Annotated in this window: 32 protein-coding genes and 2 pseudogenes; 22 read left to right on the forward strand and 12 right to left on the reverse strand. The window is 38.0% G+C overall.

The genetic code is table 11. The features are described 5' to 3' along the window. Together VB797_RS07460 and VB797_RS07465 are read right to left on the reverse strand one after the other, a co-directional pair. Positions 1-571 (reverse strand): hypothetical protein (locus tag VB797_RS07460; RefSeq protein ID WP_323237039.1); only part of this gene is annotated, 571 nt, incomplete at its 3' end. Positions 572-651: 80 nt separating this feature from the next. Continuing rightward, entirely contained in the window at positions 652-972 is a 321-nt protein-coding gene (locus VB797_RS07465) for a threonine dehydratase (RefSeq protein WP_323237040.1), read from the reverse strand. Positions 973-1,218: 246 nt separating this feature from the next. Here VB797_RS07465 and VB797_RS07470 point away from each other — a divergent pair, with 246 nt between their 5' ends. The 9 genes and pseudogenes from VB797_RS07470 (at position 1,219) to VB797_RS07510 (ending at position 7,334) form a co-directional block, all read left to right on the forward strand. Further along, complete coding sequence (locus VB797_RS07470) at positions 1,219-1,848, forward strand: antibiotic biosynthesis monooxygenase (protein ID WP_323237041.1); 630 nt, start codon at positions 1,219-1,221, stop codon at positions 1,846-1,848. A gap of 14 nt (positions 1,849-1,862) precedes the next feature. Beyond that, positions 1,863-2,522, forward strand: coding sequence for an SDR family oxidoreductase (locus tag VB797_RS07475; RefSeq protein WP_323237042.1), 660 nt, complete (start codon positions 1,863-1,865; stop codon positions 2,520-2,522). A 174-nt stretch (positions 2,523-2,696) separates the two neighbouring features. Next, the gene (locus tag VB797_RS07480; protein WP_323237043.1) at positions 2,697-3,464 is read left to right on the forward strand and encodes a glucose 1-dehydrogenase; all 768 of its coding nucleotides are present in this window, start codon (positions 2,697-2,699) and stop codon (positions 3,462-3,464) included. A gap of 39 nt (positions 3,465-3,503) precedes the next feature. Further along, on the forward strand, positions 3,504-4,151 hold the full coding sequence (locus VB797_RS07485) for a cysteine hydrolase (protein ID WP_323237044.1): 648 nt from the start codon (positions 3,504-3,506) through the stop codon (positions 4,149-4,151). Between the two features lie 48 nt (positions 4,152-4,199). After that, positions 4,200-4,829, forward strand: coding sequence for an NADPH-dependent F420 reductase (locus tag VB797_RS07490; protein ID WP_323237045.1), 630 nt, complete (start codon positions 4,200-4,202; stop codon positions 4,827-4,829). Positions 4,830-4,872: 43 nt separating this feature from the next. After that, positions 4,873-5,739, forward strand: a pseudogene (locus tag VB797_RS07495) (SDR family oxidoreductase). A gap of 69 nt (positions 5,740-5,808) precedes the next feature. Then, the gene (locus VB797_RS07500) at positions 5,809-6,399 is read left to right on the forward strand and encodes a cupin domain-containing protein (protein WP_323237046.1); all 591 of its coding nucleotides are present in this window, start codon (positions 5,809-5,811) and stop codon (positions 6,397-6,399) included. 36 nt (positions 6,400-6,435) lie between these two features. Continuing rightward, on the forward strand, positions 6,436-6,981 hold the full coding sequence (locus tag VB797_RS07505) for a hypothetical protein (RefSeq protein ID WP_323237047.1): 546 nt from the start codon (positions 6,436-6,438) through the stop codon (positions 6,979-6,981). Between the two features lie 68 nt (positions 6,982-7,049). Beyond that, positions 7,050-7,334, forward strand: a complete 285-nt coding sequence (locus VB797_RS07510) for an AraC family transcriptional regulator (protein ID WP_323237124.1) — start codon at positions 7,050-7,052, stop codon at positions 7,332-7,334. Between the two features lie 89 nt (positions 7,335-7,423). Here VB797_RS07510 and VB797_RS07515 read toward each other — a convergent pair whose 3' ends face one another. Then, entirely contained in the window at positions 7,424-7,705 is a 282-nt protein-coding gene (locus tag VB797_RS07515; protein WP_323237048.1) for a hypothetical protein, read from the reverse strand. Positions 7,706-7,723: 18 nt separating this feature from the next. Further along, positions 7,724-8,302: a GNAT family N-acetyltransferase gene (locus tag VB797_RS07520; RefSeq protein ID WP_323237049.1), complete on the reverse strand. Its 579-nt coding sequence runs from the start codon at positions 8,300-8,302 to the stop codon at positions 7,724-7,726. A gap of 305 nt (positions 8,303-8,607) precedes the next feature. Here VB797_RS07520 and VB797_RS07525 point away from each other — a divergent pair, with 305 nt between their 5' ends. After that, on the forward strand, positions 8,608-9,513 hold the full coding sequence (locus VB797_RS07525) for an NAD-dependent epimerase/dehydratase family protein (RefSeq protein WP_323237050.1): 906 nt from the start codon (positions 8,608-8,610) through the stop codon (positions 9,511-9,513). Positions 9,514-9,536: 23 nt separating this feature from the next. Next, positions 9,537-9,914, forward strand: a complete 378-nt coding sequence (locus VB797_RS07530; RefSeq protein ID WP_323237051.1) for a nuclear transport factor 2 family protein — start codon at positions 9,537-9,539, stop codon at positions 9,912-9,914. 68 nt (positions 9,915-9,982) lie between these two features. Here the strand turns inward: VB797_RS07530 and VB797_RS07535 are convergent, their stop codons facing one another. Continuing rightward, on the reverse strand, positions 9,983-10,264 hold the full coding sequence (locus tag VB797_RS07535; protein WP_323237052.1) for a type II toxin-antitoxin system RelE/ParE family toxin: 282 nt from the start codon (positions 10,262-10,264) through the stop codon (positions 9,983-9,985). Beyond that, positions 10,245-10,457: a hypothetical protein gene (locus VB797_RS07540; protein ID WP_323237053.1), complete on the reverse strand. Its 213-nt coding sequence runs from the start codon at positions 10,455-10,457 to the stop codon at positions 10,245-10,247. Before VB797_RS07540 ends, VB797_RS07535 begins: the two co-directional genes overlap by 20 nt. 106 nt (positions 10,458-10,563) lie before the next feature. Between VB797_RS07540 and VB797_RS07545 the strand changes: the two genes are divergently transcribed. From VB797_RS07545 to msrB, 7 genes are all read left to right on the forward strand, one after another. Further along, on the forward strand, positions 10,564-11,028 hold the full coding sequence (locus VB797_RS07545) for a nuclear transport factor 2 family protein (protein WP_323237054.1): 465 nt from the start codon (positions 10,564-10,566) through the stop codon (positions 11,026-11,028). A gap of 24 nt (positions 11,029-11,052) precedes the next feature. Continuing rightward, positions 11,053-11,178 (forward strand): hypothetical protein, encoded by a 126-nt coding sequence (locus tag VB797_RS07550; protein WP_323237055.1) that lies wholly within the window; start codon positions 11,053-11,055, stop codon positions 11,176-11,178. Between the two features lie 61 nt (positions 11,179-11,239). After that, positions 11,240-12,103, forward strand: a complete 864-nt coding sequence (locus VB797_RS07555; RefSeq protein WP_323237056.1) for an SMP-30/gluconolactonase/LRE family protein — start codon at positions 11,240-11,242, stop codon at positions 12,101-12,103. 18 nt (positions 12,104-12,121) lie between these two features. Beyond that, complete coding sequence (locus VB797_RS07560) at positions 12,122-12,799, forward strand: SOS response-associated peptidase (protein ID WP_323237057.1); 678 nt, start codon at positions 12,122-12,124, stop codon at positions 12,797-12,799. 101 nt (positions 12,800-12,900) lie between these two features. After that, on the forward strand, positions 12,901-13,422 hold the full coding sequence (locus VB797_RS07565) for a photosystem I assembly protein Ycf3 (protein ID WP_323237058.1): 522 nt from the start codon (positions 12,901-12,903) through the stop codon (positions 13,420-13,422). 154 nt (positions 13,423-13,576) lie between these two features. Then, the gene (gene gatC / locus VB797_RS07570; RefSeq protein WP_323237059.1) at positions 13,577-13,861 is read left to right on the forward strand and encodes an Asp-tRNA(Asn)/Glu-tRNA(Gln) amidotransferase subunit GatC; all 285 of its coding nucleotides are present in this window, start codon (positions 13,577-13,579) and stop codon (positions 13,859-13,861) included. A 198-nt stretch (positions 13,862-14,059) separates the two neighbouring features. Further along, positions 14,060-14,476, forward strand: coding sequence for a peptide-methionine (R)-S-oxide reductase MsrB (msrB, locus tag VB797_RS07575; RefSeq protein WP_323237060.1), 417 nt, complete (start codon positions 14,060-14,062; stop codon positions 14,474-14,476). Between the two features lie 299 nt (positions 14,477-14,775). Here msrB and VB797_RS07580 read toward each other — a convergent pair. The 3 genes and pseudogenes from VB797_RS07580 to VB797_RS07590 form a co-directional block, all read right to left on the reverse strand. Continuing rightward, a pseudogene (locus VB797_RS07580) lies at positions 14,776-15,342 on the reverse strand (Uma2 family endonuclease). A gap of 37 nt (positions 15,343-15,379) precedes the next feature. Beyond that, positions 15,380-17,338 (reverse strand): hypothetical protein, encoded by a 1,959-nt coding sequence (locus VB797_RS07585; RefSeq protein ID WP_323237061.1) that lies wholly within the window; start codon positions 17,336-17,338, stop codon positions 15,380-15,382. A gap of 51 nt (positions 17,339-17,389) precedes the next feature. Then, positions 17,390-18,409 (reverse strand): hypothetical protein, encoded by a 1,020-nt coding sequence (locus tag VB797_RS07590; RefSeq protein ID WP_323237062.1) that lies wholly within the window; start codon positions 18,407-18,409, stop codon positions 17,390-17,392. A 475-nt stretch (positions 18,410-18,884) separates the two neighbouring features. Here VB797_RS07590 and VB797_RS07595 point away from each other — a divergent pair, with 475 nt between their 5' ends. Continuing rightward, a complete protein-coding gene (locus VB797_RS07595; RefSeq protein WP_323237063.1) occupies positions 18,885-19,949 on the forward strand; it encodes a serine hydrolase in 1,065 nt (354 codons plus the stop codon). A gap of 72 nt (positions 19,950-20,021) precedes the next feature. On the opposite strand, the gene VB797_RS07600 is transcribed toward VB797_RS07595, so the two are convergent. From VB797_RS07600 to VB797_RS07610, 3 genes are all read right to left on the reverse strand, one after another. Then, the gene (locus VB797_RS07600; RefSeq protein WP_323237064.1) at positions 20,022-20,690 is read right to left on the reverse strand and encodes a serine/threonine protein kinase; all 669 of its coding nucleotides are present in this window, start codon (positions 20,688-20,690) and stop codon (positions 20,022-20,024) included. Positions 20,691-21,022: 332 nt separating this feature from the next. Then, entirely contained in the window at positions 21,023-22,192 is a 1,170-nt protein-coding gene (locus VB797_RS07605) for a CapA family protein (RefSeq protein ID WP_323237065.1), read from the reverse strand. A 344-nt stretch (positions 22,193-22,536) separates the two neighbouring features. Continuing rightward, positions 22,537-23,862, reverse strand: coding sequence for an S-layer homology domain-containing protein (locus tag VB797_RS07610; RefSeq protein ID WP_323237066.1), 1,326 nt, complete (start codon positions 23,860-23,862; stop codon positions 22,537-22,539). A gap of 271 nt (positions 23,863-24,133) precedes the next feature. Between VB797_RS07610 and VB797_RS07615 the strand changes: the two genes are divergently transcribed. The 3 genes from VB797_RS07615 to VB797_RS07625 all read left to right on the forward strand — a co-directional run bounded on the left by VB797_RS07615 (position 24,134) and on the right by VB797_RS07625 (position 26,901). Beyond that, entirely contained in the window at positions 24,134-25,276 is a 1,143-nt protein-coding gene (locus VB797_RS07615; RefSeq protein ID WP_323237067.1) for a hypothetical protein, read from the forward strand. After that, positions 25,273-26,244 (forward strand): NAD-dependent epimerase/dehydratase family protein, encoded by a 972-nt coding sequence (locus VB797_RS07620; protein WP_323237068.1) that lies wholly within the window; start codon positions 25,273-25,275, stop codon positions 26,242-26,244. Before VB797_RS07615 ends, VB797_RS07620 begins: the two co-directional genes overlap by 4 nt. A 150-nt stretch (positions 26,245-26,394) precedes the next feature. After that, entirely contained in the window at positions 26,395-26,901 is a 507-nt protein-coding gene (locus tag VB797_RS07625) for a sterol desaturase family protein (RefSeq protein WP_323237069.1), read from the forward strand. Positions 26,902-26,975: the final 74 nt, after the last annotated feature.

Below are 26,975 nucleotides of genomic sequence, written 5' to 3' on the forward strand. Positions count from 1 at the left end.
TTTCCTTTGTCCATAAAGCCAAACCTCCACCTTTCCCTCTTGCAGCAATGTAGCTATCTTCTATTAAGAAGTAGGTAAAAAATGCTTGCTGTTTTAAACTTTGTTTATCAAAAGCTGTTTCTCGGTCTTTCCCACCGCGAATATAACCTTGATATAGCTTTAATCCTGATAAAGATAGCTGCATTCTCGTAAAGTCAAATGCAAGGATGTTTTTTTTAGAATAAAACTGTACGGGACCTGTTAAAACTATTTTTAATAAACCGAATTCTACAGAATTTTCAACTGCTTTTTTTTGCGATTCTGATTGACTGTAAGCAAGTTGAATTTTCACCAGTTTTGTTAAAAATTTACCTGCACCTAAAACAACTCCCGCACGTTTGCGAGTCTTTTTAGTTCCGGTAATAAATCCCAATCTCCAATTACCTAATAACTGCGAATAGCTATAATTAATTTTGGTTTGTTTAGCCGTTTTTTCGGCTTCAATTAACGCTGCTACAACATCTGCCGATGCGGGAGGTTTTGTGCTTTTGGTTTGTAAAAATTCCGCAGCTTGTGCGATCGCGTTTTGCATTTTACCAATAAAATATCTGTTTGTTTCATAATTAAGAAAGACGTTGCATTGCAACGTCTCTACATTAATATTTATCTGAATTAACCTTTTTTGATTTCTTTTGCCATTCTCATGAAATTGTCCATATCAGATTTCTTCGGACGACGACGGCTATTACCAGTAGCAGGTTCGGGAGTTTTCACCGTTGCGACGGGTATTTTGGCTTTAGTTGTAGATTCTTCTATGGCTTTTTTAGTGTCGGAATCAACGTAATACCCTGAATCTGAATTAGAAATTCCGAATGTCTTACCAAAAATACCAAAGATATTTCCTAGAAAACCAAAGATTGAACGAAATAAAACAGAAAATAGAGCAATAACGCGGATAAAACTGTTTTGAAAAACCTGTATGAGACGTTGCATGACATCTCCTCCCTTACGAAATAGATTAAATATTAACTGTCTTTCATTGTAACAAATAATGAATAAACTAAAAAATTAACTTGTTGATATGAGCTTTAAAAATAATTCAGTCTTTTGATTAAAAAAAATATTTCTAAAGTAAGATTTACTTTTTTCCGCAAAACTTTTAATCTCAGTTGGGGTAATTCTAATACCAAAAACGCCTTTACTTATAAACTCATAGTAAATAAAGGAAAGGAGATATAAATGCCTACCATTGCGACCAATAATGAAGTTGCCACCGCGATCGTGATTTTTAACGTTGAAGTAGAGCGACAACAAGAATTAATAGATACTATTGCAGAATTTTACGATAAAGGAAAACAACAACCTGGTTTCGTTTCTGCTAATATACACAAAAGTTTAGACGGTGTAAAAGTTGCTAATTACGCTCAGTGGAAAACGAAGGAAGACTTTGAAAACTTTATTAACAATCCCGAAGTCAAGAAAAAAGCAGCAAAAATCATAGAATTTAATCCAGATATCCATGTTTATGAAGTAGTTATTTCTGAATATAAAGAAGGAATACCAAAAATAGATAAAAAATATATTTACCATTTTGCTGAATTCAAAATGCAGCCAGAAAATCAACCCCGGATGATTGAATTAGCGCAAGAAAACGTAGTAAAAGCAATGAAATTACCGGGATTAGTTTCGGCTAACTTTCATCGCAGTCTCGACGGAACTCGCGTAATTAATTACGGACAGTGGAGCAATCAAGAAGCCATTGAAAATTTAAAAAAGCAGCCTGGATTTGGTAGCGATCCTTATTGGGAAGGAATTGCTGAAAACGAACATCATCTTTACGAACTTATTTTATCTGTAAATAACGATTAGAAAAGGACTTAGAAATGTCAACTTATCTAGTAACGGGTGCAAATCGAGGTATCGGCTTAGAATATTGCCGTCAACTCAAAGAGCGTGGTGATAACGTTATTGCTGTATGTCGATCGCTATCAGATGAGTTAAAAGCTTTAGATGTACAAATAGAAACAGACATTGATATTACTTCTGAATCTTCGGTTGCTAAATTAGTTAAACGACTTAACGGTAAAACCCTCGATGTTTTAATTAATAATGCCGGAATTATAGAGCGAGTCAGTCTCGATAACTTAGATTTTGAGAGCATTCGCAGGCAATTTGAAGTTAATGCAGTTGGTCCTTTGAGGTTAACTCAGGCTTTATTAAATAACTTAAAATCGGGTTCCAAAGTTATTATGATGACTAGCCGTATGGGTTCGATTGATGACAATACGAGTGGTGGTTCCTACGGTTATCGGATGTCGAAAGTTGCTTTATCAATGGCGGGTAAATCGTTATCAGAAGACTTGAAATCAAAAGGTATTGCGATCGCGATTCTGCATCCAGGATTAGTTAAAACCCGCATGACTGGCTTTTCAGGAATTACCACAGAAGAATCAGTTAAAGGATTATTAGCTCGGATTGATCAATTAAATATGGAAAATACCGGAACATTCTGGCATTCCAACGGCGAAGTATTGCCTTGGTGATGCGATTTTGGATTACCCTACGGGAAGACGCTTCCGCGTCAATAGATTTTAGATTTTGGATTACTCTTTTTACAAAGTTAAAAAGTTTGTAGTAAGAGTTTTAACTCTTATATTAAGGACTTAAGTCCTTACTATGAACCAACCAAAATCAGTGAAATAAACAACATTAAGACCATGAAATTAGAAGGAAAAGTTGCAATAGTTACAGGTGGTAGCGGCGGTATCGGAGAAGCGATTTGCGAACGTTTGGCGCGAGAAGGTGCGAAAGTTGTTGTTAACTACCGTTCCCATCCCGACGAAGCCAAGGAATCTAAAGAAAAAGTCGAAAAAGCTGGTGGTGAAGGTCACATTGTCAAAGCCGATTTAAGTAAAGTTGACGAGATTAATAACTTAGTTCAAGAAAGTATTAATCATTTTGGTAAGGTCGATCTTTTAGTTAACAATGCAGGTTTAGAAAAACGTGCTGATTTTTGGGATGTCACTGAAGATGATTACGATCTAGTGTTAAATATCAACCTCAAAGCCGTATTTTTTGCAACTCAAGCAGTAGTCAAACATTTTCGCCAAACTAATAACAAAGGCATAATTATTAATATTAGTTCCGTTCACGAAGAACTGCCTTTTCCTCACTTTACTTCCTATTGCGCGAGTAAAGGCGGTGTAAAAATGATTATGCGGAATTTAGCAGTAGAGTTGGGACCCTTAGGAATTACAATTAATAACGTTGCACCTGGAACTATTAACACTCCGATCAACACAAATTTACTCAACAATCCCGAACAGTTAAAAAAAGTTACTCAAAATATTCCCTTGGGACGTTTGGGAGAACCCGAAGATGTTTCAGGAATAGTTGCATTTCTCGCTTCCGATGAAGCTAAATACATTACTGGCTCAACTTTTTATGTTGATGGTGGATTGTTGTGGAATTACAGCGAACAGTAGCATTGCGAGTTTTGTCCTAATAATAATCGCGGTAATAAAATGGAACGTGCTTTTGGTTTAGAAATACCTCAAAATTTAGAAGAAATCTGTCATCCAGAACGTATGGCTCTTTTGGTTTACGATATGCAAGTTGGCATTATGAGCCAATTACCAAAAGAAAAAACTCAAAGAATTACAAATAACATTGTAAAAGTCCTCGAAGCGGCTCGCAAAGGAGGATTTAGAGTATTTTTCTGCCGTCATTTATCGTTACCAAAAGAAGCTGCGGGAGTTTTTCAACTGCGTCAGGCAATGACTTGGCAGGGAACTGATAAAGTTGATGAAGTCAATCCTTGGTTTTTGCGAGATTCCGACGGTTTTCAACTGATTCCCGAACTATCTCCTCTTGCTTCAGAGGTAGTCTTCGACAAAATTACTATGTCTGCTTTTGAGGGGACTTTTTTAGATATCGCTTTAAGAGATTGCGGGATTAATTCCTTTGCGATTGTCGGTATAGCTACGGAAATTGGCATCGAGCCAACGGTTCGTCATGGAGCCGATCGAGGTTACATTCCGGTTATCGTTACGGATGCTTGTGGAGCCGGAAATGATGAAGCCGGAAAGCGTTCTTTGGAGAGTATTAAATTTACTGCTGATGCTGTGATGACTGATGTTGATACGATTTGCAGTCTTTTGAATCGGTCATAACTGTTAGGAAAAGTTACTGTTACAAAACTTACAACAACGAGAAAAATCATGAAAATTGGTATTATTGGTTCGGGTAATATTGGCGGAACTTTGGGGAAACATTGGGCAAAGGTGGGACATGAAGTCATGTTTAGTTCCAGACATCCCGAAGAATTGCAAGACATGGCACAAGAAGTACAAGCAAAAGTTGGTACAGCAGAAGAAACTGCTGCTTTTGGTGAGGTAATTTTACTGGCAATTCCTTATGGAAAAGTGCCTGATGTAGCGCAACAAATAGGCAGTTTGGATAACAAAATTCTTATCGATGCAGGTAATCCCTATCCCCAAAGAGATGGAGATATAGCTCAAAAAGTTATCGATGACGAATCACAAACCGCAACAGGTTATGTCGCTAGTTTATTTCCACGAGCGAAAACCGTTAAAGCTTTCAATTCTATTTATTTTAAGGTGCTAGAAGAAAAAGCATTTCAATCGGGAGAAAACCGTATAGCCGTTCAAATTGCTGGAGATGATGCTCAAGCAAAACAAACAGTAACAAAACTAATTGAAGAAATTGGATTTGCTGCTCAAGACATAGGGGATCTAAGCGAAAGCAGTATTTTTGAACCCGATGCTCCACTTTATAATAAAAACCTCAAAATAGGTGAAGCTGAGAAATTATTGAGCGAGATTAAATAAGCCGTGTTAAAGACAAATTGATTTAATTATTTGAAACATAAAAATGACAAAATTAAACGGAAAAGTCGCAATTATCACGGGTTCATCGAAAGGAATCGGAAAGGCGATCGCCACTAAACTCGCTTCAGATGGTGCAGCAGTAGTCATCAATTATTCCCACAGTGTAGACAAAGCCAACGAAACAGTAGAAGAAATCAAACAGCAGGGAGGAAAGGCAATTTCTTTACAAGCTGATGTCGGTAAAGTTGCTGAAATCGAAAGTTTATTTGAGCAAACTGTTGATAAGTTGGGACAAGTCGATATTTTAGTTAACTGTGCTGGAATTGTCATCTACAAACCTTTAGTAGAAATAACAGAAGCAGACTTTGACAAAATTGTTGCTGTCAACATCAAAGGTACTTATTTCGCCTGCCAGCAAGCGGTTAAACGGATGAATGAAGGGGGACGAATAATTAATATTTCCAGTACCACTACGGCTATGATGCTGCCGAATTACAGCGCATATGTTGCCACCAAGGGAGCGGTAGAACAAGTTACGCGAGTGTTGGCGAAAGAAGTGGGAAGCCGTGGTAAGCTGATGTGCAGCTAAATTAGATAATGCGAAAATTTGAAAAGGTTGTAGTGCGGTAGCGCAGCGTGTCCGTAAGGACATGCATCTTGCTCGCTAGTACTATACAAATTAAATGCGTAGCAGCTTATTACAGTTAACGCTGTCTCTCCGGGACCTACAGATACTGCTTTATTTCGTGAAGGTAAAACCGAAGCACAAATCAAGAAATTTGGCGATATGGCAGCTTTAGGAAGAATTGGAGAAGTAGAAGATATTGCCGATGTAGTTGCTTTTTTAGCTAGCGATGATTCTCGGTGGATTACAGGGCAAAATATTCGCGCTAATGGTGGTTTGGCATAAGCGATCGTTCGTTTATCAGAATATTAAAAAAGACTCGCACTGTATTAACTAATTTAACAACCAAAAATTATGATGAAAACAATAATTTCTCTTTTCTTCGTTTTATTTGTGTCTTTAACAGCCACAATATATCCGACTTCAGATTTTGCCGCTGCCTTAACCTCTCAAAATATATCAGTTTTTCATCCCAACTATAGTAAAACTGTAGCAATAGGAAGAGAAATATTTACCTATAAAACTTTTAATACCTATAAACCTTTTAATAGCAATACTTCTCAAGTTATCTCTAAAACTGAAATAACTCAGCCATCTAAATATGAAGGGTTGCTGTTAAGAAAACACGTTCTTCAGGCTCCAGAAGAAATATACATTATTAAAGGAGACTTTGAGTTTGCTTTCTCCGAGCCAGAGCAAAATACCAAAGTAACCCAAGGTGAGATTGTTTCCATTCCTTCGGGTGTTCCTTTTGGCTTTAAACATATTGGCACGGGAGAAGGAAAAGTTTTAGTAGTAAGTCGAAGTGATGCTTTACCCAAGATGTTATCGGAAGTAGGTACTCTCTTAAAAGACGAATCAAAGATTACTTCTAAGACTAGTGAATTGGACATTAATAAAATTGTCTCGGCTGCTAAAAAAAATGGGATTGAGTTTTTGAATTAACGAAGCCGAATACTCATAAAATATTGATAGCAGACAATGGTGGCATCAGACAAAATAATTGCAGTCAACTTCAGTCAGGAAAAAGCAACATCACAAGTACTTTCCCATCCAAATCTACTTTCTTCTCATCAAGCTGGTTGGGATGGAATGTACCTGGAATATCATGATTCTCCATCGCATGAAACTCCAGAGCATTATCCCACGCAGCACGTTATCGCAATTCAAACTAAAGGAATTGTCGAAGCACAGCGCAAATTGGGCGATCGCTTCTCACAAGAACAGATTCATGTCGGGGATGTTTGTGTTGTACCTGCTTATACTCGTCATTGGATTGACTCTAAAGGAGAGCAAGGTTTGATTCTTGTCAGCCTTGAGCCATCGTTTTTATCACAAACTATTCCCGATTTTGATTCCGATAATATTGAACTGTTGCCACATTTTGCTCAACCCGATCCACTCATTCACCAAATCGGATTGTCGCTTAAAACTGCTTTACAAACTAATTCAGCAGGTAATCGTTTTTATGCAGAATCATTAGGTGTTGCTTTGATTGCCCATTTGATGCAGTTTTACACGAGTTAAAAAAAAACCCGCTTTCAAATAAGGATATACTACCCGAAGACGCGAAAATAAAACAAGCAAAAGATTACATTCACGCTCATTTAAACGAAAAATTATCTTTAGAAGCGATCGCAGCAACAATTTATATGAGCCAGTATTATTTTTGCCGCGCATTCAAGCAGACTACGGGGTTAACTCCTTGGCAATATGTAATCAAAAAACGCATTGAATTAGCGAAAAGATTGCTAAAGATACCGCAGCTATCAATCGTAGAAATTAGTTATCAACTAGGATACTCAACCCCGGCACAGTTTACCAACTTTTTTCGCAAGCACACGGGTATTACTCCATCGGTATATAAGAAAAAACTTTAGTAATAGTTCGTTCGGGAGTAGCTTAGCTAGCCATTTATTTTTTGGATAAATTGAACTAAATTATCTTCTGGATCGCGTATAAAAACTTATCATTGCTTCTGTCGTTCTTCAAGTAGCAAATGCTCGTATTCCTCAGCCGATTTCAGCTTTTGCAAAAGCTTTTCTTTGTGAGCGCGAACCTTTTCAAGCTGGTCTGCCACAAAATCAGTTTCTAGAAATTCCTTAACAATTCTTGCCTGCTCCTCTTCGGGTGGGAGTAGCCCTGCGATAGCTCCTGATTCAAGTTCATCGATTTCTTTCCACCTTGCCAGTTGCTCAGGTGTTGGCTGATAAGTCTTTGGTCTTCCTATCTGCGATGATTGTTCTGACATAATTCAAACCTTATTTAATCAATCAAAAGCTGCGGAATTTCTTTTTTGGTCAAGGTCAAGGAGTAACATTGATGCGCTATTCGGATTAAGTATCATCTTCCCAGAACCATTTGTTTCCTCAAATCCAATTTTTTGGTAAAATCTCTTCGCACCTGGGATTGTCATTAACTTAAATATGTTACTCAATTCGCTTTCCTGGCTTTCTTTAATTATACCTTCCACTAGTGATGTAGCTGCACCTTTTCTTCTTTGTAATTGTTGATATTCTATGGTATTCCAAGGACTATTGGTAAGGCTTTCTATCTCCAAACAATCTGTATAAGTGTCTTCAAATAAAATAGATGTTTCTTGAATTATACAAACAGAAGCTAATAAACCTTGGTCGTCAATTACACCCCTAAAACTATCTTCTTTATTTAGTAAACTATCTACAATCTGTCTGGTTTTTAAGATACCTCTATAGAAATCAGTTCCTCTAGCGTTTTCTTCTCTTCCTTCATAATAAGTATTAACGTATTCCCTAGCTTTTCTAGCCCAAAGAACCAAGCCCTGTCGTACTTCCCTTGTTGCCCCAACAATATATCTGAACTCGTTCATTCAATTTTTTTTCAAGTAATAAATTTATTTCATCCTGCCAGTGCATTGAATGGTAAAACCTCCCCTCACTTCTTTTTATATTTTTCGCGAAACTTTGCAATGCATCTTTTTTTACTACTCCCTATGTTCTTTGAGAGTTTTAACTAACAACTTGCACCAATCGCTACTTTCGTCTATCTAAAATTAGAGATTGCACGTTAACCGCAAGATTTGAAAACAATTAGCAAGATTTGTTATTGAGAGCTTAGAGCAACACCGTTAAGGTAAATATCATCAATTTAGTTTTACTGCTCTAGAAAAAATTAATGAAAGTACTTGTAACAGGTGCAACCGGATATGCCGGATTTTATGCTGCGATCGCACTACGCATGTCGGGACATCATGTATATGGATTAACACGGGATGACAGTAAACCCCGCGCTCAAGAATTGCAAAAACATGAAGTAGAGTTAGCGATCAGTGATGTCAGCAAACCTGATAGTTATCGTCAGTTTATCGAAGATAGCGATGCGATCGTTCATGCCATGATGGATTTTGAAAATCCCCAAAATACCGATTTAACGCTGTTCGATACGTTACAGTCAGTTGCAGAAAGTTCAAACAGAAATCGCTGCTTCGTCTACACTACAGGCTGCTCAATTTACGGCAAACGTCCGGAGCGCGTTATGGATGAAACCACACCTCCTAATCCCAACCACAAATTAGCCTTTCGCATGGAATTAGAGCAAAAGCTGTTTGCAATGCCGATTCCTAACTGTCAAAAAGTTGTATTGCGTCCCGGTTTTATGTACGGATTAGATGGGAAGTCCAGCATAACCGGGATGTGGTTTCAAATGGGGGAGCAGGGGAAAGCTATTTACCGTGGTGATAAAGATAAAGGATGGAGTTGGGTACACGTTCGAGATTTAGCAGAAGCCTATGTGCGGGTAGTTGAAAGTAGTAAGGCGATCGATGGTGAAGTGTTTTGTATTGCTGAGGAACAGCGTCCTAAATGTATTGAAATTATGCGAGCTTGTCTCAAAGCAGCAGATTACAACGGCGAAATTGAATTTGGCGAACCTCAAGAGGATGATGTAACTAGCGTGTGGTTTGACCAGAATGAGTTTATTACTTCACAAAAAGCACGTCGCTTGCTGGGATGGGTTCCGCAACATATTGGGGTTATTGATGAAATTGAAACCTATTATAGCGCTTGGAAAGCATCTCAATAATTTTAGTATTTAGTAGAAAAAAAATGAGTTTAAGCGAACAACAGGCAATAGAACAAGAGTTACTAGAACTAGACAAAACATTTTTGGATGCGATTCTAAACCATGATGTTGCATTAGTTGAACGTATCTTACCTTCGGACTTTTTATCTGTGTTTCCAAATGGTCGTTTAGCAGATAAAGCAGCAGAACTTGACAATGTTAGAACTGTCGAACTTGAGTCCTATTCTACCGATGAGGTTCAAGTCCATTGGTACGCAAATAATGTAGCGATTATAAATTTTCGTCTTTCGCTAAAGATGAATAATCAGGATATCAAGCAAGTGCGCGATTCCCATGTATATTTGAAGCGCGATGGAGGCTGGCAAATGATTATGGGACAAACAACCCCAATTCTTAGTTAGAAAGCGAGATTAAGTTTGCCGAACCCCAAAATATTGATACAACCGGAACAAGTTCATTAAGCAATCAATTATTTTTTATATATATCCCCTCTCGAACCAATTACATAAATTTCGATGTCTCTGGATTCAAGATCGAGTGTAAAAATAATTCTGTTTTTGCCTATACGTAATCTGTAGAACCCTTCCCAATCACCTTTCATCTTTTTGATATCTAGTTCTGTAAATGGAATAATTCCCAGTTCTTCGACAGCAATAACAATTTGATTCAATTGCTCTCGTATATTTTCAACATCGTCAGGATTTGCTTTTTCTAAGAATTTAATCGCTTGTTTACGAAATTTTATGGTCATTTTTAAGCCAATCGGTCATATCAACAACTTCATCATCAGCATATTTTGAAGGTACACCAAATTCGGCTTCAATTTCGGACTGTTCTTCATCACTTATGTAAGGAATTAAAATTTGGCAAAGGCGAAGTCTTTCTTCTTCTAAAACTTCACGCATAGTCTCTTTAATCAATGCTTTTAACTGTTGGATTTCCACACTTGTACTTATTAATTTTAATTAAATTATATATTGATTTTAGCTAACCTTTGCTTTTGCTGGTTAAGTTAGTTTTGAGCAGCATCCCATTAGTTGGGGAATCTTGATGAACGAGCAATTACAATTATTAACAGACCATTTGAGTGTTATTGAATTAGTAAATCGATTTGGATTAGCGATTGATTTACGAGATTGGGAAAAATTGCAAAGCTTGTTTATGAATCCCACTGAGTTCGATTACTCTTCAATCGGAGTCGAATCCGGACAATTGTCACCTGAAGAAATCGCGAATACTGCTCGTCACGATTTATCGGGATTTCAAGCGACTCAACACCAGATTACCAATCATCAAGTAAAAGTAGAAGGCGATCGCGCAACTTGTCAAGCCCATGTGCGAGCCATGCATTTTTTACCAAACGACGAAGGCGATTCTATATTTGAAATGGGCGGTTACTATACAGTTCAACTGATGAGTAGTGAATCTGAATGGAAAATTCAACATTGGAAATTTAGAGTTTTGTGGTCTTATGGAAATGAGGATTTGTTTAAACTTGCTCAAGCCAAGCTGTAGTTTGTAAATATGAGATGAGATGGTATGACCATCAGAACCGCGACCCTTGAAGATGTCAAAGATATTGCCACAATTCATGTTAAAGCTTGGCAAGCAGCTTACAAAAAACTTAATATAAATATTCTTTTCCTTTGCGTACCTTTGCGTTAACCTTTGCGTACCTTTGCGTTTCAATAAAAGGGATAATTCTAAAAAACCCTTCTCCCATCTCATGATAGAACCCAAAATTATCGTAGATTCCCAACACCACAATGCTGAATGTCCTTTATGGCATCCCCAGCAGCAGTGTCTCTACTGGACGGATATCCCTGAAGGAAAACTTTTTCGCTACTATCCAAAGACAGATGTTTTTTCAGAAATTTATTATGGTGAACCCGTTGGTGGTTTAACTCTCCAAGTTGATGGTTCTTTACTATTATTTAAAACCAAAGGAACTATTGAACGTTGGGAAGAAGGTAAAATTACGACCATAGTTGACGAAATTCCCGCAGAAACACACACCCGTTTTAACGACGCGATCGCAGACCCGATGGGACGAGTTTTTTCGGGTACAATGGCAACACCAGATGATCAAGGCAGACTCTACCGCATAGATACCGATGGTTCGATTCATGTAATGTTAGAAGGACTTTTAGTTCCCAACGGTATGGGTTTTTCTCCAGATTTAAAATACTTTTATTTTACCGATTCGGATGCTCGTACTATTTACCGTTTCAATTACGACAAAGAAACCGGCAATATTACCAATGGAGAACATCATATTATTACTCTTCCGGGTGAAGGAGTTCCCGACGGAATGACTGTTGATGCTGAAGGCTACATTTGGTCGGCTCGTTGGGATGGAGGACACCTGTATCGTTATACTCCTAACGGTAGCGAAGTTTTACGCATTCCTTTTCCAGCTTTGAAAGTTACCTGCATGGCTTTCGGAGGCTCTGACTACAACGAACTCTATGTTAGTACTGCCGGAGGTAACGACCGTTCTAGAGAAGGTACTGGTGCCGGAGCAATTTTTCATCTTCAGATTGACGTTAAGGGAGTGCCAGAATATACATCGCGGATTTTTAATTATTAGTAATAAAACAAAAAAGTTATGTGTGGAAGATTTACTTTGACCGCAGAAGCAGACGAAATAAGAGAAGTTTTTGAGATCTCCGATACTAGTAATTACGAGTGGGAAGCTCGATATAACATAGCACCAACGCAAACGGTAGCGGCTGTTTTATATAACTCCGATAAACAACGTGAATTGCGATCGCTATATTGGGGATTAATTCCTAGCTGGGCAAAAGATACCAAAATTGCAGCAAAATTGATTAATGCTAGAGCGGAAACATTAGCAGAAAAACCTTCTTTCCGTTCGGCTTTTAAACGCAAACGCTGTTTGGTGCTTGCAGACGGCTTTTATGAATGGAAACGTATAGAAAAGAAAAAACAGCCATACTACTTTCAGTTGCAAAATAAACAGCCTTTTGCTTTTGCGGGTTTGTGGGAACAATGGCATCCCGACGATGAAAACATAACTTCCTGTACAATAATTACCACAGATGCCAACAAAGTATTGCAGCCAATTCATCATCGAATGCCGGTGATGCTCCAACAGCAAGATTACGAAAGGTGGTTAGACCCGCTACAGGAAACCGAAATATTACAGCAACTATTGCAACCTTACCCAGCCGAGGAGATGAGTGCTTATGCAGTCAGCACAAAAGTTAATAATCCGCTTCACAGCAGTCCAGACTGCATTGCTCCAGAAAGAGAAGAAAATTAACAGTTAATTGCTCTGTGGATCGGTTAAATTAGCTATTAAGCGAAATTCTAACAGTTAACCGTTATCAGTTTTTTGATAGTAAATCATCATAATTATTAGATATGCCAAGAACTCAGAAAAACGATAATTTTATCGACAAATCTTTTACAGTAATGGCAGACCTGATATTGAAACTTCTGCCAACCAATCAGAAAGCTAAAGAAGCATTTGTTTACTATCGAGATGGGATGTCAGCCCAAGCAGACGGTGAATATGCCGAAGCTTTAGACAACTACGAAGAAGCTTTGACACTCGAAGAAAACCTTTTCGACAAGAGCTATATCCTCTATAACATGGGGTTAATTTACGCCAGTAACGGCGACCATGACAAAGCATTAGAGCTATATCATGAAGCAATAGAATTGAATCCACGTTTACCTCAAGCCTTAAACAACATCGCCGTTATATACCACTTCAAAGGTGAAAAAGCCAAAGAAGGAGGGGATAGAGATGCTGGAGAAGCGCTGTTCGATCAAGCCGCAGACTACTGGGTTCGAGCAATTCGCATGGCTCCCAACAACTACATCGAAGCGCAAAACTGGCTCAAAACCACAGGGCGATCGCAACTTGACGTATATTTTTAGTTGTTAGTAGTTAGATAAAATACCGTATTAACCTCACCCCTTCCCCTCTCCTTAGTAAGGAGAGGGGAGCAATACGGCGGGGTGAGGTTTCTTAAAGCGCTATATTTATGACTAACCACTTAATCTTTAATTGTTAAATTATCACTAAAAAAAAATGATTGACCGCGAACAAGTACGTAAAGTAGCACAACTTGCCCGTTTAGAATTAACAGCAGCAGAAGAAGAAAAATTCACCACTCAGTTAGGTGATATTCTCGACTACTTCGAGCAATTAAGCGAACTAGACGTGACCGACGTATTACCCACAACCAGAGCGATCGATGTCAGCAACGTCACCCGTGAAGACAAATTACAGCCCTACCCAGATCGAGAAGCCATCCTTCAAAGCGCACCAGAACAAGAAGGTGAATATTTCAAAGTTCCGAAAATTTTGAATTAAGAATAATTTAGGATAGGGAGGAGTTAGGAATTAGGAGTTAGGAGTGAGGAATTAGGAATTAATAATTTTTACTTCTCTTTATCCCCTTGTCCCCCCATCTCCCCATCTCCCCATCTCCCTTTCCTAAGATAGTGTTATGTAACGAAATATTGCGGTTAAATATAATTATTAGCTTATTTTTTCGGAATTTTCGCAGTTATGACAACTTCAAATAATCAATTTAAGGTTAGTAAATCTGAAGATGAATGGAAGCAAAATTTGACACCTGAGCAGTATCAAGTTTTGCGGAAACACGGTACAGAACGTGCTGGTACAAGTTCGTTAGATAAAAATTATGACGAAGGGACTTACGTATGTGCTGGTTGCGGTCAGCCTCTGTTTACTTCAGAAACTAAGTTCAATAGCGGTACGGGTTGGCCTAGTTTTTACGCACCTATAGAGGGTGCAATTGAGACATCGGAAGATAGAAAATTGTTTATGTCTAGAACCGAGGTTCATTGTAGTAACTGTGGTGGACATTTGGGTCATGTATTTGGTGATGGCCCCAAACCTACTGGTCAACGTTATTGTATGAATGGTGTATCGCTGGAATTTGAGCCGGAAAAAGAGGCTTAATTCGCCGGAATTCATCAGTTGTAATCATTGGAGGCAGAGCCTCTAAACCTTAGTTCCCAGGCTGAGCCTGGGAACCAGAAAATATAAAATATTTATAACCCGCGCAGGCGGGTTTTGCCTGTTTAGTTGTGAATAAAATTTAACTTTAAATACTTAATAAATACTACCAAACTTCAGCCATATCTAAGATAAATCCCGGCAATATTTTTCACCCGATCAGGAATGGCCGCAATTGTCACAAGATCCTGGTTGGTGCGTGACACGAAATCCTTATTATTTCGTTAAAATCAAGCAAAGTGTCACAGCACCCTACGAGTAAAATATGCCAGTTGCGTAAGTCCTACCGATAAAGAAGCGGGATTATCTAATATTTCGACATTAGACCCTTTCTATACTTATACTTTGCGGTTTTTACGGTCAATTAACCATCCCAATTTTGCTCCATTTCCGATATATTCTTGCATCTTTTCTCGTAACGATTTCATATTGTCGGAAGCCGATCGCAATTCCACAACAAAGTCGGGACATATAGGAGCAAAACCTTGTTTTTCTTCTGTACTCAGTGCTTCCCAACGTTCTAATTTTACCCAAGATGCATCTGGAGAACGGTTTGCATCATTAGGTAAACTAAACCCAGTAGATGAATTAAAAGCTATTCCCAGCTTAGTTTGACGATTCCACAGCCATAGTTGTGCTTCAATACCCAGGTTGCGGTTTCCTGTTTCACTTCCCGTTGGAGGCATTATGATTAACTCTCCTGTCGCGGTTCGTTCTAATCTTATATCATGGTTTGCGATCGCTAATTCTTTGAATTGTTCGCGAGTTACTTTAAAGGCTTCGGGAATGTTAACGGTAGGTTTGAACATGGGAAATATGATTTCGTAGCACCACAAGGGTATAACTTTATGCAATCAATAACCTTGCGCGATCGGCTTGTTCCTGTACAGTTTCTTTCAACCACTCGCTAATCGATTTACCTAATTTAATCGCAATTGTCGGGTCTTTTGTCAAAGTTTCATAGATTTTCTGCTGCAATTCTGGCTTCTTTTTAAGCGCTAAATCGTTGATTCTACTATCGGAAACAAATTTACGTATCCAAGCGGGAATATCTGTTTCTTTAACTAATGATTCACCAGCAAAGTAAGCAACAATTCCGATAATTGGAGCGATGATTCCAGCGAAAATTATGACGTGAAATAAACCAGCGAGAACGACACCGACAATAAGCGCAACCAGATGTCCGACAAATACCGAAAGTCCGCTTAAATCGTCAAATGAAATGGATGTCGGAACTTTCCCAGTATGGTCTCCTAAGTCAATAGTTTTACTACCAAATGTACCTAAAGGTAAACCATATTTACTGCATATAGTATCGGTTTCTTCTCTGACTTCATCTTGCACGTTTGCTAACCAAGCTAATAAGCATTTAGTGACTTTACTATTACCATCGCTTCCCGTTAGCCATGTTTTAGCTCGTTTTTCAATTTCTAATTCTAAAGCTTTCAGGGTAACAATCTCTCGATCTCGCCAAGATTTAACGCTCGGTTTGACTACTTCTTCTACCAAACCGTTAGCTAATTCTGCTGCTAATTTATTCAGAAATGCTGGTACATGATTACCGACAATACTCGTTAATTCATTATCCAAAAATTTGCTAATTTCATCCATAAAACCGGATGTACGAATATACACTCTTCCCCAACGTGCTAAACCTCTAGCAATACATAATTCGGGTTCACCGTCGCGTTTACAAGGTAGATTCGGAAATATTTCTTGACAAATATCAAACACAAAACCCATTTTGGAAGCGCTACCTGTAAGTAAAATTGCGCTAGGTACAATAGCCTGTTTGTCTAATTTTTGTTTTGCGATTTGTAACTGACTTGCGAATGCACTGCGCCAACTTTTATTATCTAATTCAGGTAAAGGTTGATTTAGGATAGCATCAATAATTTTACCATTTACTAAAGGTGAAAATTTAAACTTTCTTTGAATATCTTCGCTACCAACGTTAACTAAATCATCTTTATAATTATCTTGATAGTTAAAGTATTCTTCTTTGGCTTTACGACAGCGAAGTTCGCAACGATTTTTATATACAGGAGTTTGTTTAAAAATTTGCTCTAGTTTTTCTATTTCTGCTAGTTGCCAAATTTCTGCATCGTCGAGATGTTTTCCCAATTTTAAAATATCTTCGCTTTGTTTGCGATATTGTCGATGTAATTCCAGCGTTTTCTTGAGGATTTCTTTCTCAATTAAAGATGCACCTAAATCGTATCCGAAATCTATCGGAGTATCGGACATCCCTTTAACTAAAGTAAAATCTGTAGTGGAAGAACCAATATCAATTACTAATACCGATTTTTCTAACTCTTGAATTGTAAAAATACCGCTTTCTTTAGCATGCATTAAAGCACCGCGAGACTCTTTTACAACGGTTGAATTAGGTACAGTTTCGGAAATAAGTTGTTGATAAGTTTGAATTTCTTCTATCCACCATCCAGAAGGACAACCAACAAAAAAGTAGTTTGTGTCCGTACTTTGAATTTGATTTGTCTCAACTAAATGTTGATAGATCGCGTTAACAAATTCTTTAATGGTTCTTTGATAAGAGAAATCATCAAATTTTCTAGATTTAAAAGCAATTTCTAAAACAGTTGCATCAGATAGCTGACAAGCCATTTCCCCGATGATAATTCCCCGCTGTGGATGATGCGCGATCGCAGTTATTTGACTTTTTCTGTTATTAATTAATAGACTTTGCGGGTTAGTTTCCTGATTATCCGCACGTACCCAAGTTAATGCGGTTTCTCCATGTCCTAAATCAAATCCAATAATTCTTGTATTGTGGTAATCTTGCATTTATTTATCCTATCTCAATAGCTATCTTTCTAATCTTCTTTGATGCTAAAACTATGGTGCGGGTTCGATAACACTTCCGGGTAATAAAACTCGTTCATCTTTAACAAAAGCGTGTTTTAGCGTTACATAATCGGTAACTTCTGGGTCGATACTTGGTTCAAAATAGAACATATTCCAAGCTTTTTCTACTTCTATATCTGGCTGATAAATCCGGGCTTCAATTCCATAACTTCTTAATATTGTGATTGCTTGTTCGATGCGTCTGCGGACTGTAATTGGTAATTTAGTTTCTTCATCTAGCGCATCTGCCATTAATTCTTGAAGATACTCTAATAAGTCTAAATTATTTTCTAAACCCACAGTTGGGTTTTTTTCTGTTTTTGAACCGTAACCGGAAATTGTTTGGTCTATGTATTGAAAGTTCTGATATAAATAAGCAAGTAATTTATCAATGTCTATAGTTATTTTTGGTTGATTTTGAATAATTTGATTTTGAATAGTTTGATTTTGATAATTATCTGTATCGGGTAACTGCTTTTTAACAACTTTACTATACACACCTCCCGTGACTAAACCTATTATTGCTCCCACCAAACCCCAGCTAATTCCTCCTTCCAAAGTTCCCGCTAAACCTGCTGCTAACAAGCTACTAACGACTACACGGCTTTTTTGTAGTGGCTGTAAAAAAATCTGTTTATAATAACTAGGTGAAGTCCAATTTTGAATATTTCTTTGAGTTTGAATAGCTGTCGTGAGAGGAGATAAAATATTTTTACTGAATTCGGCTTGAACTTCGGAAATATCAAAAGATTTTTCTGGGACATTTATACTTAAGTCTTGTAATTCAACCGAAGTCAATATTCTCAAATTTGCTTTCATCCCCTCTAACATATTCCTCGCAAGTCGTGCTTGTGGTGGGGTCAATTCTTTGATATATTCCCCATTGAGATCCGTAAGTTGATTTAATTCATCTTGGACTATTTTAACTATTTCCTCGATTGTATTTGCAGTTCCGAGAGAAGACTTAAGTTTTTCCTTGAGATTCTGATATTCCGATACAAGATTTTTCATAATTAAACATACACGATTAATATTAAATTATAGAATTTAGTCACTTATGATAATTTATTCTTTGATTAAGCATTTTGGCATCATCCTATAGTATGTTTAGTCCTAGCTATTACTACCCTTAAAGACATATTGTTTCATACTTATCCTGAATTCTTAACTTTAATAATTTAGACCTAGCCTACTTACTTTTACCTACGATATCAGTACAAGTAAAGTTTATCGAATACACTTACTTCTCTCCTAACAGAAAATTATAGAAGCTAAGGGAGTAAGGAGTAGACAAAGAAATCACATTAATATTATTCTTTTTGTAAATAATTTTGTGTAGTGCGTAACAGTTGACTGTATAAGGTAATTTATATCACTTGACGTTGCGATCAAATCGAAACTATGATGTCTTGATTATCCGGATAAGACCGCGAATATCTGGATAAGCTTTGTGAGTAAATCCAATTATATCCTCCAACACACACGCATGAAATTGAACTGGTTTTTATTTAGCCTTGCCAGTATTGTAATGCTATCGGCTCCGGCTAAAGCAGCAAAATTACCTCAGCAACCGATTGACTCATCTAAAGCAGCCGTTAGTGACATTAAATACAATAATTATAAAAAGTTAATTGCTGAAAATAGTTCGGATTTATCGTTACCTGGAATCAAATTTACTCCCTCTCAACCTGAAACTATCTTTTCAAATCCCAGTGATGGTTCTTCGTTTGCGGGAGTGCTTCATTTGGGGAGAGAAATATCACCGCTTCATACGAGAATTCAAAATTTAATGAATCGCTATAGTTATCTGGAACCAGGAATGTTTTTTCTGGATTTAGAAACAGGTGATTATCTCGATATTAATGGAGGTAAAGCATTTTCGGCAGCTAGTACCATTAAATTTCCGATTTTAGTTGCGTTATTTCAAGAAGTAGATGCAGGTAGAATTGATTTACAAGAAACCCTCGTGATGCGTCGTGATTTGGTTACTGATGGTTCTGGAGAGATGCAGGATAAACCTGTAGGAAGTAAATTTTCCGTTTTAGAAACAGCAACAAAAATGATGACGATTAGCGATAATACCGCTACAAATATGATTATCGATCGCTTGGGTGGAAAAGCAAAATTAAATCAATCTTTTCAGACTTGGGGATTAAAAAATACTGTAATTCGTAACTTATTAGTTGATGGGAACGGAACAAATACAACTAGTGCAAAAGATTTAGTCCAGCTTGCAGCCTTGATAGCCAATAATAAACTAATTAGCGATCGCAGTCATTCCCAAGTGTTTGAAATAATGCGCCACTGTCACAACGATAGTATGTTACCTGCTGGCTTAGGTAAAGGTGCAGTAATTGCTCACAAAACCGGAACCTTGAGATTTGTACTTGCAGATGCTGGAATTATCCAGACTCCCAGCGGTAAACGTTATCTAGCAGGAATCATGGTCAAGCGACCGAATCATGATTCTAGAGCTACAGACTTTATTCGTCAAGTTTCCCAAATTATGTATAGTCATTTCGATCATCCACAAATAACAACATTACCTTAAAAATTTTACAACCACTAATGTAGAGACGTAGCACTGCTACGTCTCCATAACTTGAAATATAACTAAAAACATTTATTTATAATTCCCCATCAACCTGTTAATCGAAGAAGAAATAAACCGATAACCTTTACGAACAAAATTCAACAAAGAAAGCGGTACTCGTAATTTTAAAGGATAAATCAAAGGCAGATATATCCAATAATATGCTTTCTTCAAACTATCCCACTTAGAGCAATATTCTTGTTGTAAAAAATCTGAGATATCTACAACTAATCCTCTACCTTCATACATCATTACATTACGTGCATGGACATCGTGGGGAAAAAGTCCGCAATTGCGAGCGTAATCTAAAGCGCGATCAATATCTTGGATAACTCGCTTCGGAACCCGAATACCAAGTTGAATACAGTCCCATATCGTAACCCCATACAGCCGTTTCAAAACTAAAAAGCCATCTTCAGCGTAAAATAATTCAGAAAAAGCAGGATGTTTACCCAAACGCTTGTAAACTTCTACTTCTTCCTCAAAACCAGGTCTTCCCGGTGCGTAAATCTTAACAACTAAATCTGGAAAATCGGGATGATGAACTACCGCTGCATAATTTCCCGTACCAACAAGCATCCACGGGTAGGGTATATGACAAACTTTTATCGGGTCGTGGGGATTGACGCTTTCTATTTGCAGTTTAGGAAGCAATTCAACATGAATATTCTCGGTCAAGCGGTTTATTTGCAAGTTCATTCTTAATAAACACCCTGATATCAAGATTTACGAGAAATTCTCTCAAACAAAAATTACCATAAAGTTACCACACAACTACGATCAAATACCGTCTCAACCTCACCCCGTCCTATGTCCCCCGGATAACAGACACCCCTCTCCTTAGCAAGGAGAGGGGAAGGGGGTGAGGTCAGGATTTATATTGCATCCAACTAAAACTAAATAGGTTCGTAGAAATAAATCAAACTATATAACAGAATATAAAGGCTCTTCCCCTATTCCCTACTCCCTATTCCCTACTCCCTACTCCCTTACAACGATATATCTTCTACCTCCAGAAGATCAAATCAGCTTTAATTCCGATTCGCTACGAGCAATTCTCCATTTTGATTAATCTCTACGCTCGAATCCGGAAAATCATGCTTATTTAAATAGCGTACTAACCGCACCGTATTAAAATTCTGGTCAATATAAGGAATTCCTTGTTTATTCATTCGTACTGGAATAATTTTCGCTTTCTCTAAACTTCCTTGAGGACTCATTTCGACTTCTAATATCATCGAGTAACCCGTTTGTGCAGCAGTTGCTAAAGTTCGATATCCTAAAAAATTTCCTAAAGAATAAGCAATCAGTTTTCCTTTATACATTTCCATCGCTCTGGGTACATGGGGTCCATGTCCTAATACTAAATCTGCTCCTTCATCAATCATTTTTCGAGCAAATTTAATCGAATTTCCGCGATTTTCTCCATAGAAATATTCTGTTTTATTCTTAGTATGTAAAGCGCTCGTTCCTTCAGCACCTGCGTGCATCGATATAATTACTATATCTGCTTGCTCTCTGGCTTTTCTGACAAGTGAAGCGGCTGTTTTTAAATCGTGAATAGAATTAAAAAAATCATAGGGTGCAAATCCAATCATCGCTATTTTATTATTATTCTTGTTTAAAAAGAGAATTTTGTTTTTATGACCTACTGTTTCAATCCCAGCGTTTTTTAAATTCTTCGTAGTATCCTTAAAACCGACAGCACCAAAGTCATTTGCATGATTATTTGCTACGTTAAATACATCGAATCCCACATCAGCAAATAGTTTGGCATATTGTGGTGGAGAACGAAAAGCAAAAACCTGTCCTCGACTAATATCTTTGGCTGAATAAGGATAATTAGTTAAACTCGTTTCAAAGTTACCAAATAGTAAATCTGCTCTGCTCAAATAAGCTCTTACCGATTTTGGAATTAATTGATTGGAATCCGCTGGAAGTCTTTGGTTAGGATAATTCGTACCAGGTATAACATCACCAACTGCTTGAATAATAATTGACTTGGCACGATTTTGTTGATTAGCAATTGAGATTTCTACAGAATTTGATACTGATGGTGTTGTTGTTGTTTTTCCTAAAATTGCATTATATGTTGGTACTTTTACTTGAAGACGAGTGAGTAAACCTATACCGATACCTATAATAAAACAACAACCAATAAAGCTTGCCGAAAGCGATACCTTCAGCCTTTGATTTAACATTTTTTACTCCTCACACTATGGTTTTAATCTAACTAAGTGCTTAGCGAACAGGTTCAGTGTAAACAACTATTTTATACTTTTAAATTCTAAATCTATGTATTTATTCTAGTTTCGCTATAACCGCTGTGTTAATTTTTGAAGTAGATACATCGTAATTATATAGGAATTTATAAAAAAGATTAAGAGTATCTTTTGTTACTCTAAATTTATTTTTATTTGTTTCCATTCGGCTAGTAAAATATTGTGTGAGGCTCTGCCTTTCATCATAACCCGAGGCAGAGCCTCTAAATACCAGTTCCCAGGCTGAGCCTGGGAACTAGAAAACTAGAATTTTGCACCAGTATCTATTGCTTCAACTTCAAAGCGTCTTTTACGGATACACCTTCGTTCTCCGTACCGAAATACCACAAACCAGCAGCCGCTTCGGCACGAGTTACAGCTTTCTTCGGTTGAAACAAGGTTGTATAACCAAATACCCGACGAATATTTGATTGTTCGCCGTTTTGATAATCTGCTAACACTGCTCGTAGGGCTTTGGGGTCAATTTTTGCTGCATCTTGGAAACCCCAAGTTTGTTTAACTGCATCTAAGGAAGCGTTAGATAAACCTTGACGACTATCCAGAGGAACTTTCCACAACAGCATTTGTTCTCTGGTTAACGGTGCATCAGGACGAAATAAAACTTGTGTAGAATCCCCAGATAAAGCACTAGGAATCAATCCAGCTTCGGCTAATCCTTGAATTGCAGCAAAGTCTGGGTCTGTGTTGGAAACGTCGCTAAAAATACTTTTTGCACCCGCCGCAGGTAAGCGAATTTGCTTAGAAGGCGAGTTCGTGTACATCGCATTATTCGCAGCAACCACCCAGCTTGCGTATTGCCGACGGGTAATATTGGTGTTGGGTTGAAACTGGTTTGAAGCGCTGTCAGTTTTAGCAGCATTAGCTGGAACCGATAACACACCCAATTTGGCTAAATCTTGGATATATGGCTGTAATTCTTGGGGTGCTTTGTTTATATCATCAAATTGCGACTCAATCGTGGTTTGGGTTTGAGCAGGTTGTGATTTTGCTGTCTCTTCGGGTTGTACTGGACCAATGAAATCAGGATTATTTGTTGTAGCAGTTGTTGAGGTAGTTTGGGAAGTGGTGCTAGGTGAGTATTCAATTACCAACTCAGTAATTTTTTGCGGTTGATTCGGTTGTGTATTTGCAACGGTTTTCGGTTCAACGTCAACCTTCACTTCTGAATTATTTCGCTGTGCGATAAATTCCCCCGGTTGTCCATCTTCGGGTTGTTTGATAACTTCCCACTTATTTGACCTAAACTCTTTATTATAAAAATCAACTATAAAATTACTGGGGTCGGAACTCAGCCAGCTAGCCGAAAATTTTCCTGTATTATCGCTACTTGGGGTAACTGACTGTAATTCAGCGTTCGGATATATAGGAACATCTGAGGGGAAATCTGCTGGTAAGGTTTTTGCAGGTTGCTGTTGAGTATCATTATTATTTACCTGTTTAGCACCAAAAATAGCTGGGTTCTCTTTCAATCTAGAATCAGCTTGCAAGGATTGCTCGATATTTTTGGCAAAGGGAGTATTTGCACAGCCTGTTAAAGTTGAAAATAAGAGAGCAATTAAAAGTACACCTGGGTATTTGCAGTGCAGCACGGGAAATTATTAATAAGACTTCAACTATTAACCTAGCGCAGAATATAGGTAAGATTGAAATTTTTGTTGGATGCTAAGAGCGCAAGTTGTAGCGTAGCAAATCCTTGATGATGGATCGTGATGATTTCACATTGCTGGAGACGTAGCAGTGCTACGTCTCTACATGGGTTTCGCGTTTACAAACAAATAATTAAAATAACCCTATAAAAATCGCATAATTGACAATTAGACTGTAACTTTTGAAATTAAATGTAGAGGTTTACTACCGAATATGGTTCAAACCCAAAATTTTCAGGTATCGGCTGTAATTACGGACGCACAGCGGGAAATGTTTCTGGATGTGCCTTTTAAGGTATACAAAGACTATCCTCATTGGGTTCCACCGATCCGCAGCAGTGTAGCTAAGCAATTAGCATCACAAAATAATCCTTTTCTAGAATACGGAGAATTTCAGCAGTTTATCGCTGTTTCGCAGAAAAACGGCGAACCTTTAGGACGAATTGTTGCAGTTGTAAATCAGCGATTAATTAGCAGTGAAAGCAAAAATGTCGGGATTTTTGGTTATTTTGAATGTATTGAAGACTTTGAGGTTGCGAATAGTTTATTAGAAACTGCTAGTCAATGGTTGCGCGATCGCAATATGACTGTTGTCAGAGGTCCGATTAATTTATCTACCCATAATAGCTGTTTGTTTTTGGTAGATAGTTTTGATGTTCCACCCATGATGATGACACCTTATAATCCGCCTTATTATCCAGATTTTATGGAAAAAGCGGGTTATTACAAAGGTAATGATGCTTATGCTTATGATTTTCCTTTGGATTTGATTTTAGATCCCAAATTTGAAAAAGGTTATCGAATTGCTTGTAAATCTGGAATTAACTTCCGTCCTCTCCGTACCAAAGGTGAAGGTTTTGAGCAAGATTGTCGCAGTTTGTACGAATTATTTTCTGAAACCTTTGTGAATAACTATAGTTCAACTACTCGTACCGAAGAAGAATTTATGGACGAGGCAAAAGAATTACAGTCATTAGTAGACCCAGATGTATTTCCCGTTGCTGAAGATAACGGTAAAATGGTCGGTTTTTGGATGGGTTTACCCGACTATAATATTGCTTTGAAACACGTTGACGGTAAACTAAATTGGTTAGGAATTTTCAAATTTCTTTGGTATCGTCGTCAAATTGACCAAGGAAGAGTAATTGTGATTTGTAGCTTGCCAGAATATCGTCGTAAAATGGTTCCTTTAGGCTTAATTTATTTGGGAATGCAGGGGGGAATTAAAAAAGGTAAACCTTATAAAAGAGCCGAACTTTCCTTTGTATGGGAAGATAACTCACCCTCGCGAAAATTAGTTGAAGCCGCAGGTGGCAAGATTTACAAGACTTACCGAATTTACGAAAAAGCATTATGAAAGCTCTAGTTACAGGTGCCAATGGTTTTACGGGTTCGCACTTAGTAAAAGCGCTACAGCAGCGCGGTGATACGGTTGTTGGTTTCGTGCGAAAATCTAGCAATTTATCTCGATTAAAAGATACAGGAATACAGTTAGTTACGGGAGATATTAGCGATCGCCATGCTCTACGTCAAGCCATGCAAGACGTTGATACAGTGTTTCATACAGCGGCTTTCGTCGAACTAGGTTTAGTCAATGCGGCAAAAATGGAACGGGTAAACGTCGAAGGAACCCAAGCCGTTTTAGAAGTTGCCAAGGAAATGCAAATATCAAAAATGGTATATTGCAGCACTATAGGTATTTATGGCGATACAAAGGGTCAAGTAGTCAATGAAACCTTTGAAAGAACCCAAGAAAACTTTTCCTCAGCCTATGACAGCACCAAATATGAAGCACAGCAGCTAGTAGATAACTATGCTGTAATTGGTTTCCCCGTAGTTAGCGTCATGCCATCCGGTATCTTTGGTGCAGATGACCCCCATTTCGGGCCCGTATTTAAACTATTTTTGCAAGGTAAACTAAAATTTTGGGTCGGTGGCGATCGCATGACTGGGGTAGTTCATGTTGATGATTTAGTCAGTGCGATGATATTAGCAGCCGAAAAAGGGGAACGAGGAGAACACTTTATCATTTCCGCAGGTGAAATTCCTTCCCGCGAAATGTTTGAAATCATCAGCGAACAAACAGGTATTGCCACACCCGTGGAAGTTCCCCAACCATTAGTTAGAGTAATTGGTAATATTCTTGACTTCATAGGGAAAATATTCTCCTGGAATCCACCTATAGGGAGAGAGCGCGTACACTACCTATACGACCGCTGCGTGCGAGTTGATGCCACAAAAGCCCGCGAAAAACTAGGTTGGCAACCCCGGTCGGTGGCGCAAATATTACAAGAAATTACCACGCAATTGAAAGCCGAAATTTGACCAAGCAATTTGCAATGCAATGTATTCCCAAGGCTCTGACTGGGAACAAGAGTAATGCCTAAAGTCTCAATAAAGTAATGCTCTACTCCGCGATCGCGCTGAGAAATTGTTACGATAAATTACGAGAGAAATATTCCTGCAAAATTTTATATGAATCCTGGTTTATTAACTGCTTCAAGAGCAATAATTTGTTTTATTATCGCCTTCGTACTATCAAGTTTAGTCGAATATTGGCTGCATCGGCTGATGCACGTCAACCGTAAAATTGGTGAACGTCACCGCGACCATCATCGTCGTAACGAAGCCCAAGGAGTAGTCTGGGAATTTCGCGATTACACAGTTGGTGGTTCAATAGCCATGCTGTTAATGTTTCTCTATTCTTGGGATGCTGGATTGGGTTGGTTATTAGGTAGTTTAGTCTACGCAGCCTTTTCCGCATATGCTCATCAATTGCAGCATGAAAATCCCACTAAATGTTTCTGGATGAAAATGCCAGTACATTACGTACATCACAAATATGGGATGTGGGAACACAACTTTGGTTTAGCAGTAGATTGGTGGGATCATGTTTTTGGGACTTACAAAGCCGTAGAATGGCTGAGCGAAAAAGAAATAGCACTATCCGAACGTGGTTATTTACAGTTGAAGTGGTGGTAGAGAATTGCGCCGATCGCAGGGTGTTGAAAAACGGCTTTGAAAAAAACCGCTGAATCCCATGACTGATAAGCAAT

Origin of the sequence: Rivularia sp. UHCC 0363 (assembly GCF_034931125.1) — a bacterium.
Taxonomy (GTDB): Bacteria; Cyanobacteriota; Cyanobacteriia; order Cyanobacteriales; family Nostocaceae; genus Rivularia.

Coding starts and splice junctions, on each gene's coding strand:
- VB797_RS07465 (WP_323237040.1), bottom strand. CDS start 972: ATGCAACGTCTCATACAGGTTTTTCAAAACAGTTTTATCCGCGTTATT.
- VB797_RS07470 (WP_323237041.1), top strand. CDS start 1,219: ATGCCTACCATTGCGACCAATAATGAAGTTGCCACCGCGATCGTGATT.
- VB797_RS07475 (WP_323237042.1), top strand. CDS start 1,863: ATGTCAACTTATCTAGTAACGGGTGCAAATCGAGGTATCGGCTTAGAA.
- VB797_RS07480 (WP_323237043.1), top strand. CDS start 2,697: ATGAAATTAGAAGGAAAAGTTGCAATAGTTACAGGTGGTAGCGGCGGT.
- VB797_RS07485 (WP_323237044.1), top strand. CDS start 3,504: ATGGAACGTGCTTTTGGTTTAGAAATACCTCAAAATTTAGAAGAAATC.
- VB797_RS07490 (WP_323237045.1), top strand. CDS start 4,200: ATGAAAATTGGTATTATTGGTTCGGGTAATATTGGCGGAACTTTGGGG.
- VB797_RS07500 (WP_323237046.1), top strand. CDS start 5,809: ATGATGAAAACAATAATTTCTCTTTTCTTCGTTTTATTTGTGTCTTTA.
- VB797_RS07505 (WP_323237047.1), top strand. CDS start 6,436: ATGGTGGCATCAGACAAAATAATTGCAGTCAACTTCAGTCAGGAAAAA.
- VB797_RS07515 (WP_323237048.1), bottom strand. CDS start 7,705: ATGTCAGAACAATCATCGCAGATAGGAAGACCAAAGACTTATCAGCCA.
- VB797_RS07520 (WP_323237049.1), bottom strand. CDS start 8,302: ATGAACGAGTTCAGATATATTGTTGGGGCAACAAGGGAAGTACGACAG.
- VB797_RS07525 (WP_323237050.1), top strand. CDS start 8,608: ATGAAAGTACTTGTAACAGGTGCAACCGGATATGCCGGATTTTATGCT.
- VB797_RS07530 (WP_323237051.1), top strand. CDS start 9,537: ATGAGTTTAAGCGAACAACAGGCAATAGAACAAGAGTTACTAGAACTA.
- VB797_RS07535 (WP_323237052.1), bottom strand. CDS start 10,264: ATGACCATAAAATTTCGTAAACAAGCGATTAAATTCTTAGAAAAAGCA.
- VB797_RS07545 (WP_323237054.1), top strand. CDS start 10,564: ATGAACGAGCAATTACAATTATTAACAGACCATTTGAGTGTTATTGAA.
- VB797_RS07550 (WP_323237055.1), top strand. CDS start 11,053: ATGACCATCAGAACCGCGACCCTTGAAGATGTCAAAGATATTGCCACA.
- VB797_RS07555 (WP_323237056.1), top strand. CDS start 11,240: ATGATAGAACCCAAAATTATCGTAGATTCCCAACACCACAATGCTGAA.
- VB797_RS07560 (WP_323237057.1), top strand. CDS start 12,122: ATGTGTGGAAGATTTACTTTGACCGCAGAAGCAGACGAAATAAGAGAA.
- VB797_RS07565 (WP_323237058.1), top strand. CDS start 12,901: ATGCCAAGAACTCAGAAAAACGATAATTTTATCGACAAATCTTTTACA.
- gatC (WP_323237059.1), top strand. CDS start 13,577: ATGATTGACCGCGAACAAGTACGTAAAGTAGCACAACTTGCCCGTTTA.
- msrB (WP_323237060.1), top strand. CDS start 14,060: ATGACAACTTCAAATAATCAATTTAAGGTTAGTAAATCTGAAGATGAA.
- VB797_RS07585 (WP_323237061.1), bottom strand. CDS start 17,338: ATGCAAGATTACCACAATACAAGAATTATTGGATTTGATTTAGGACAT.
- VB797_RS07590 (WP_323237062.1), bottom strand. CDS start 18,409: ATGAAAAATCTTGTATCGGAATATCAGAATCTCAAGGAAAAACTTAAG.
- VB797_RS07595 (WP_323237063.1), top strand. CDS start 18,885: ATGAAATTGAACTGGTTTTTATTTAGCCTTGCCAGTATTGTAATGCTA.
- VB797_RS07600 (WP_323237064.1), bottom strand. CDS start 20,690: ATGAACTTGCAAATAAACCGCTTGACCGAGAATATTCATGTTGAATTG.
- VB797_RS07605 (WP_323237065.1), bottom strand. CDS start 22,192: ATGTTAAATCAAAGGCTGAAGGTATCGCTTTCGGCAAGCTTTATTGGT.
- VB797_RS07615 (WP_323237067.1), top strand. CDS start 24,134: ATGGTTCAAACCCAAAATTTTCAGGTATCGGCTGTAATTACGGACGCA.
- VB797_RS07620 (WP_323237068.1), top strand. CDS start 25,273: ATGAAAGCTCTAGTTACAGGTGCCAATGGTTTTACGGGTTCGCACTTA.
- VB797_RS07625 (WP_323237069.1), top strand. CDS start 26,395: ATGAATCCTGGTTTATTAACTGCTTCAAGAGCAATAATTTGTTTTATT.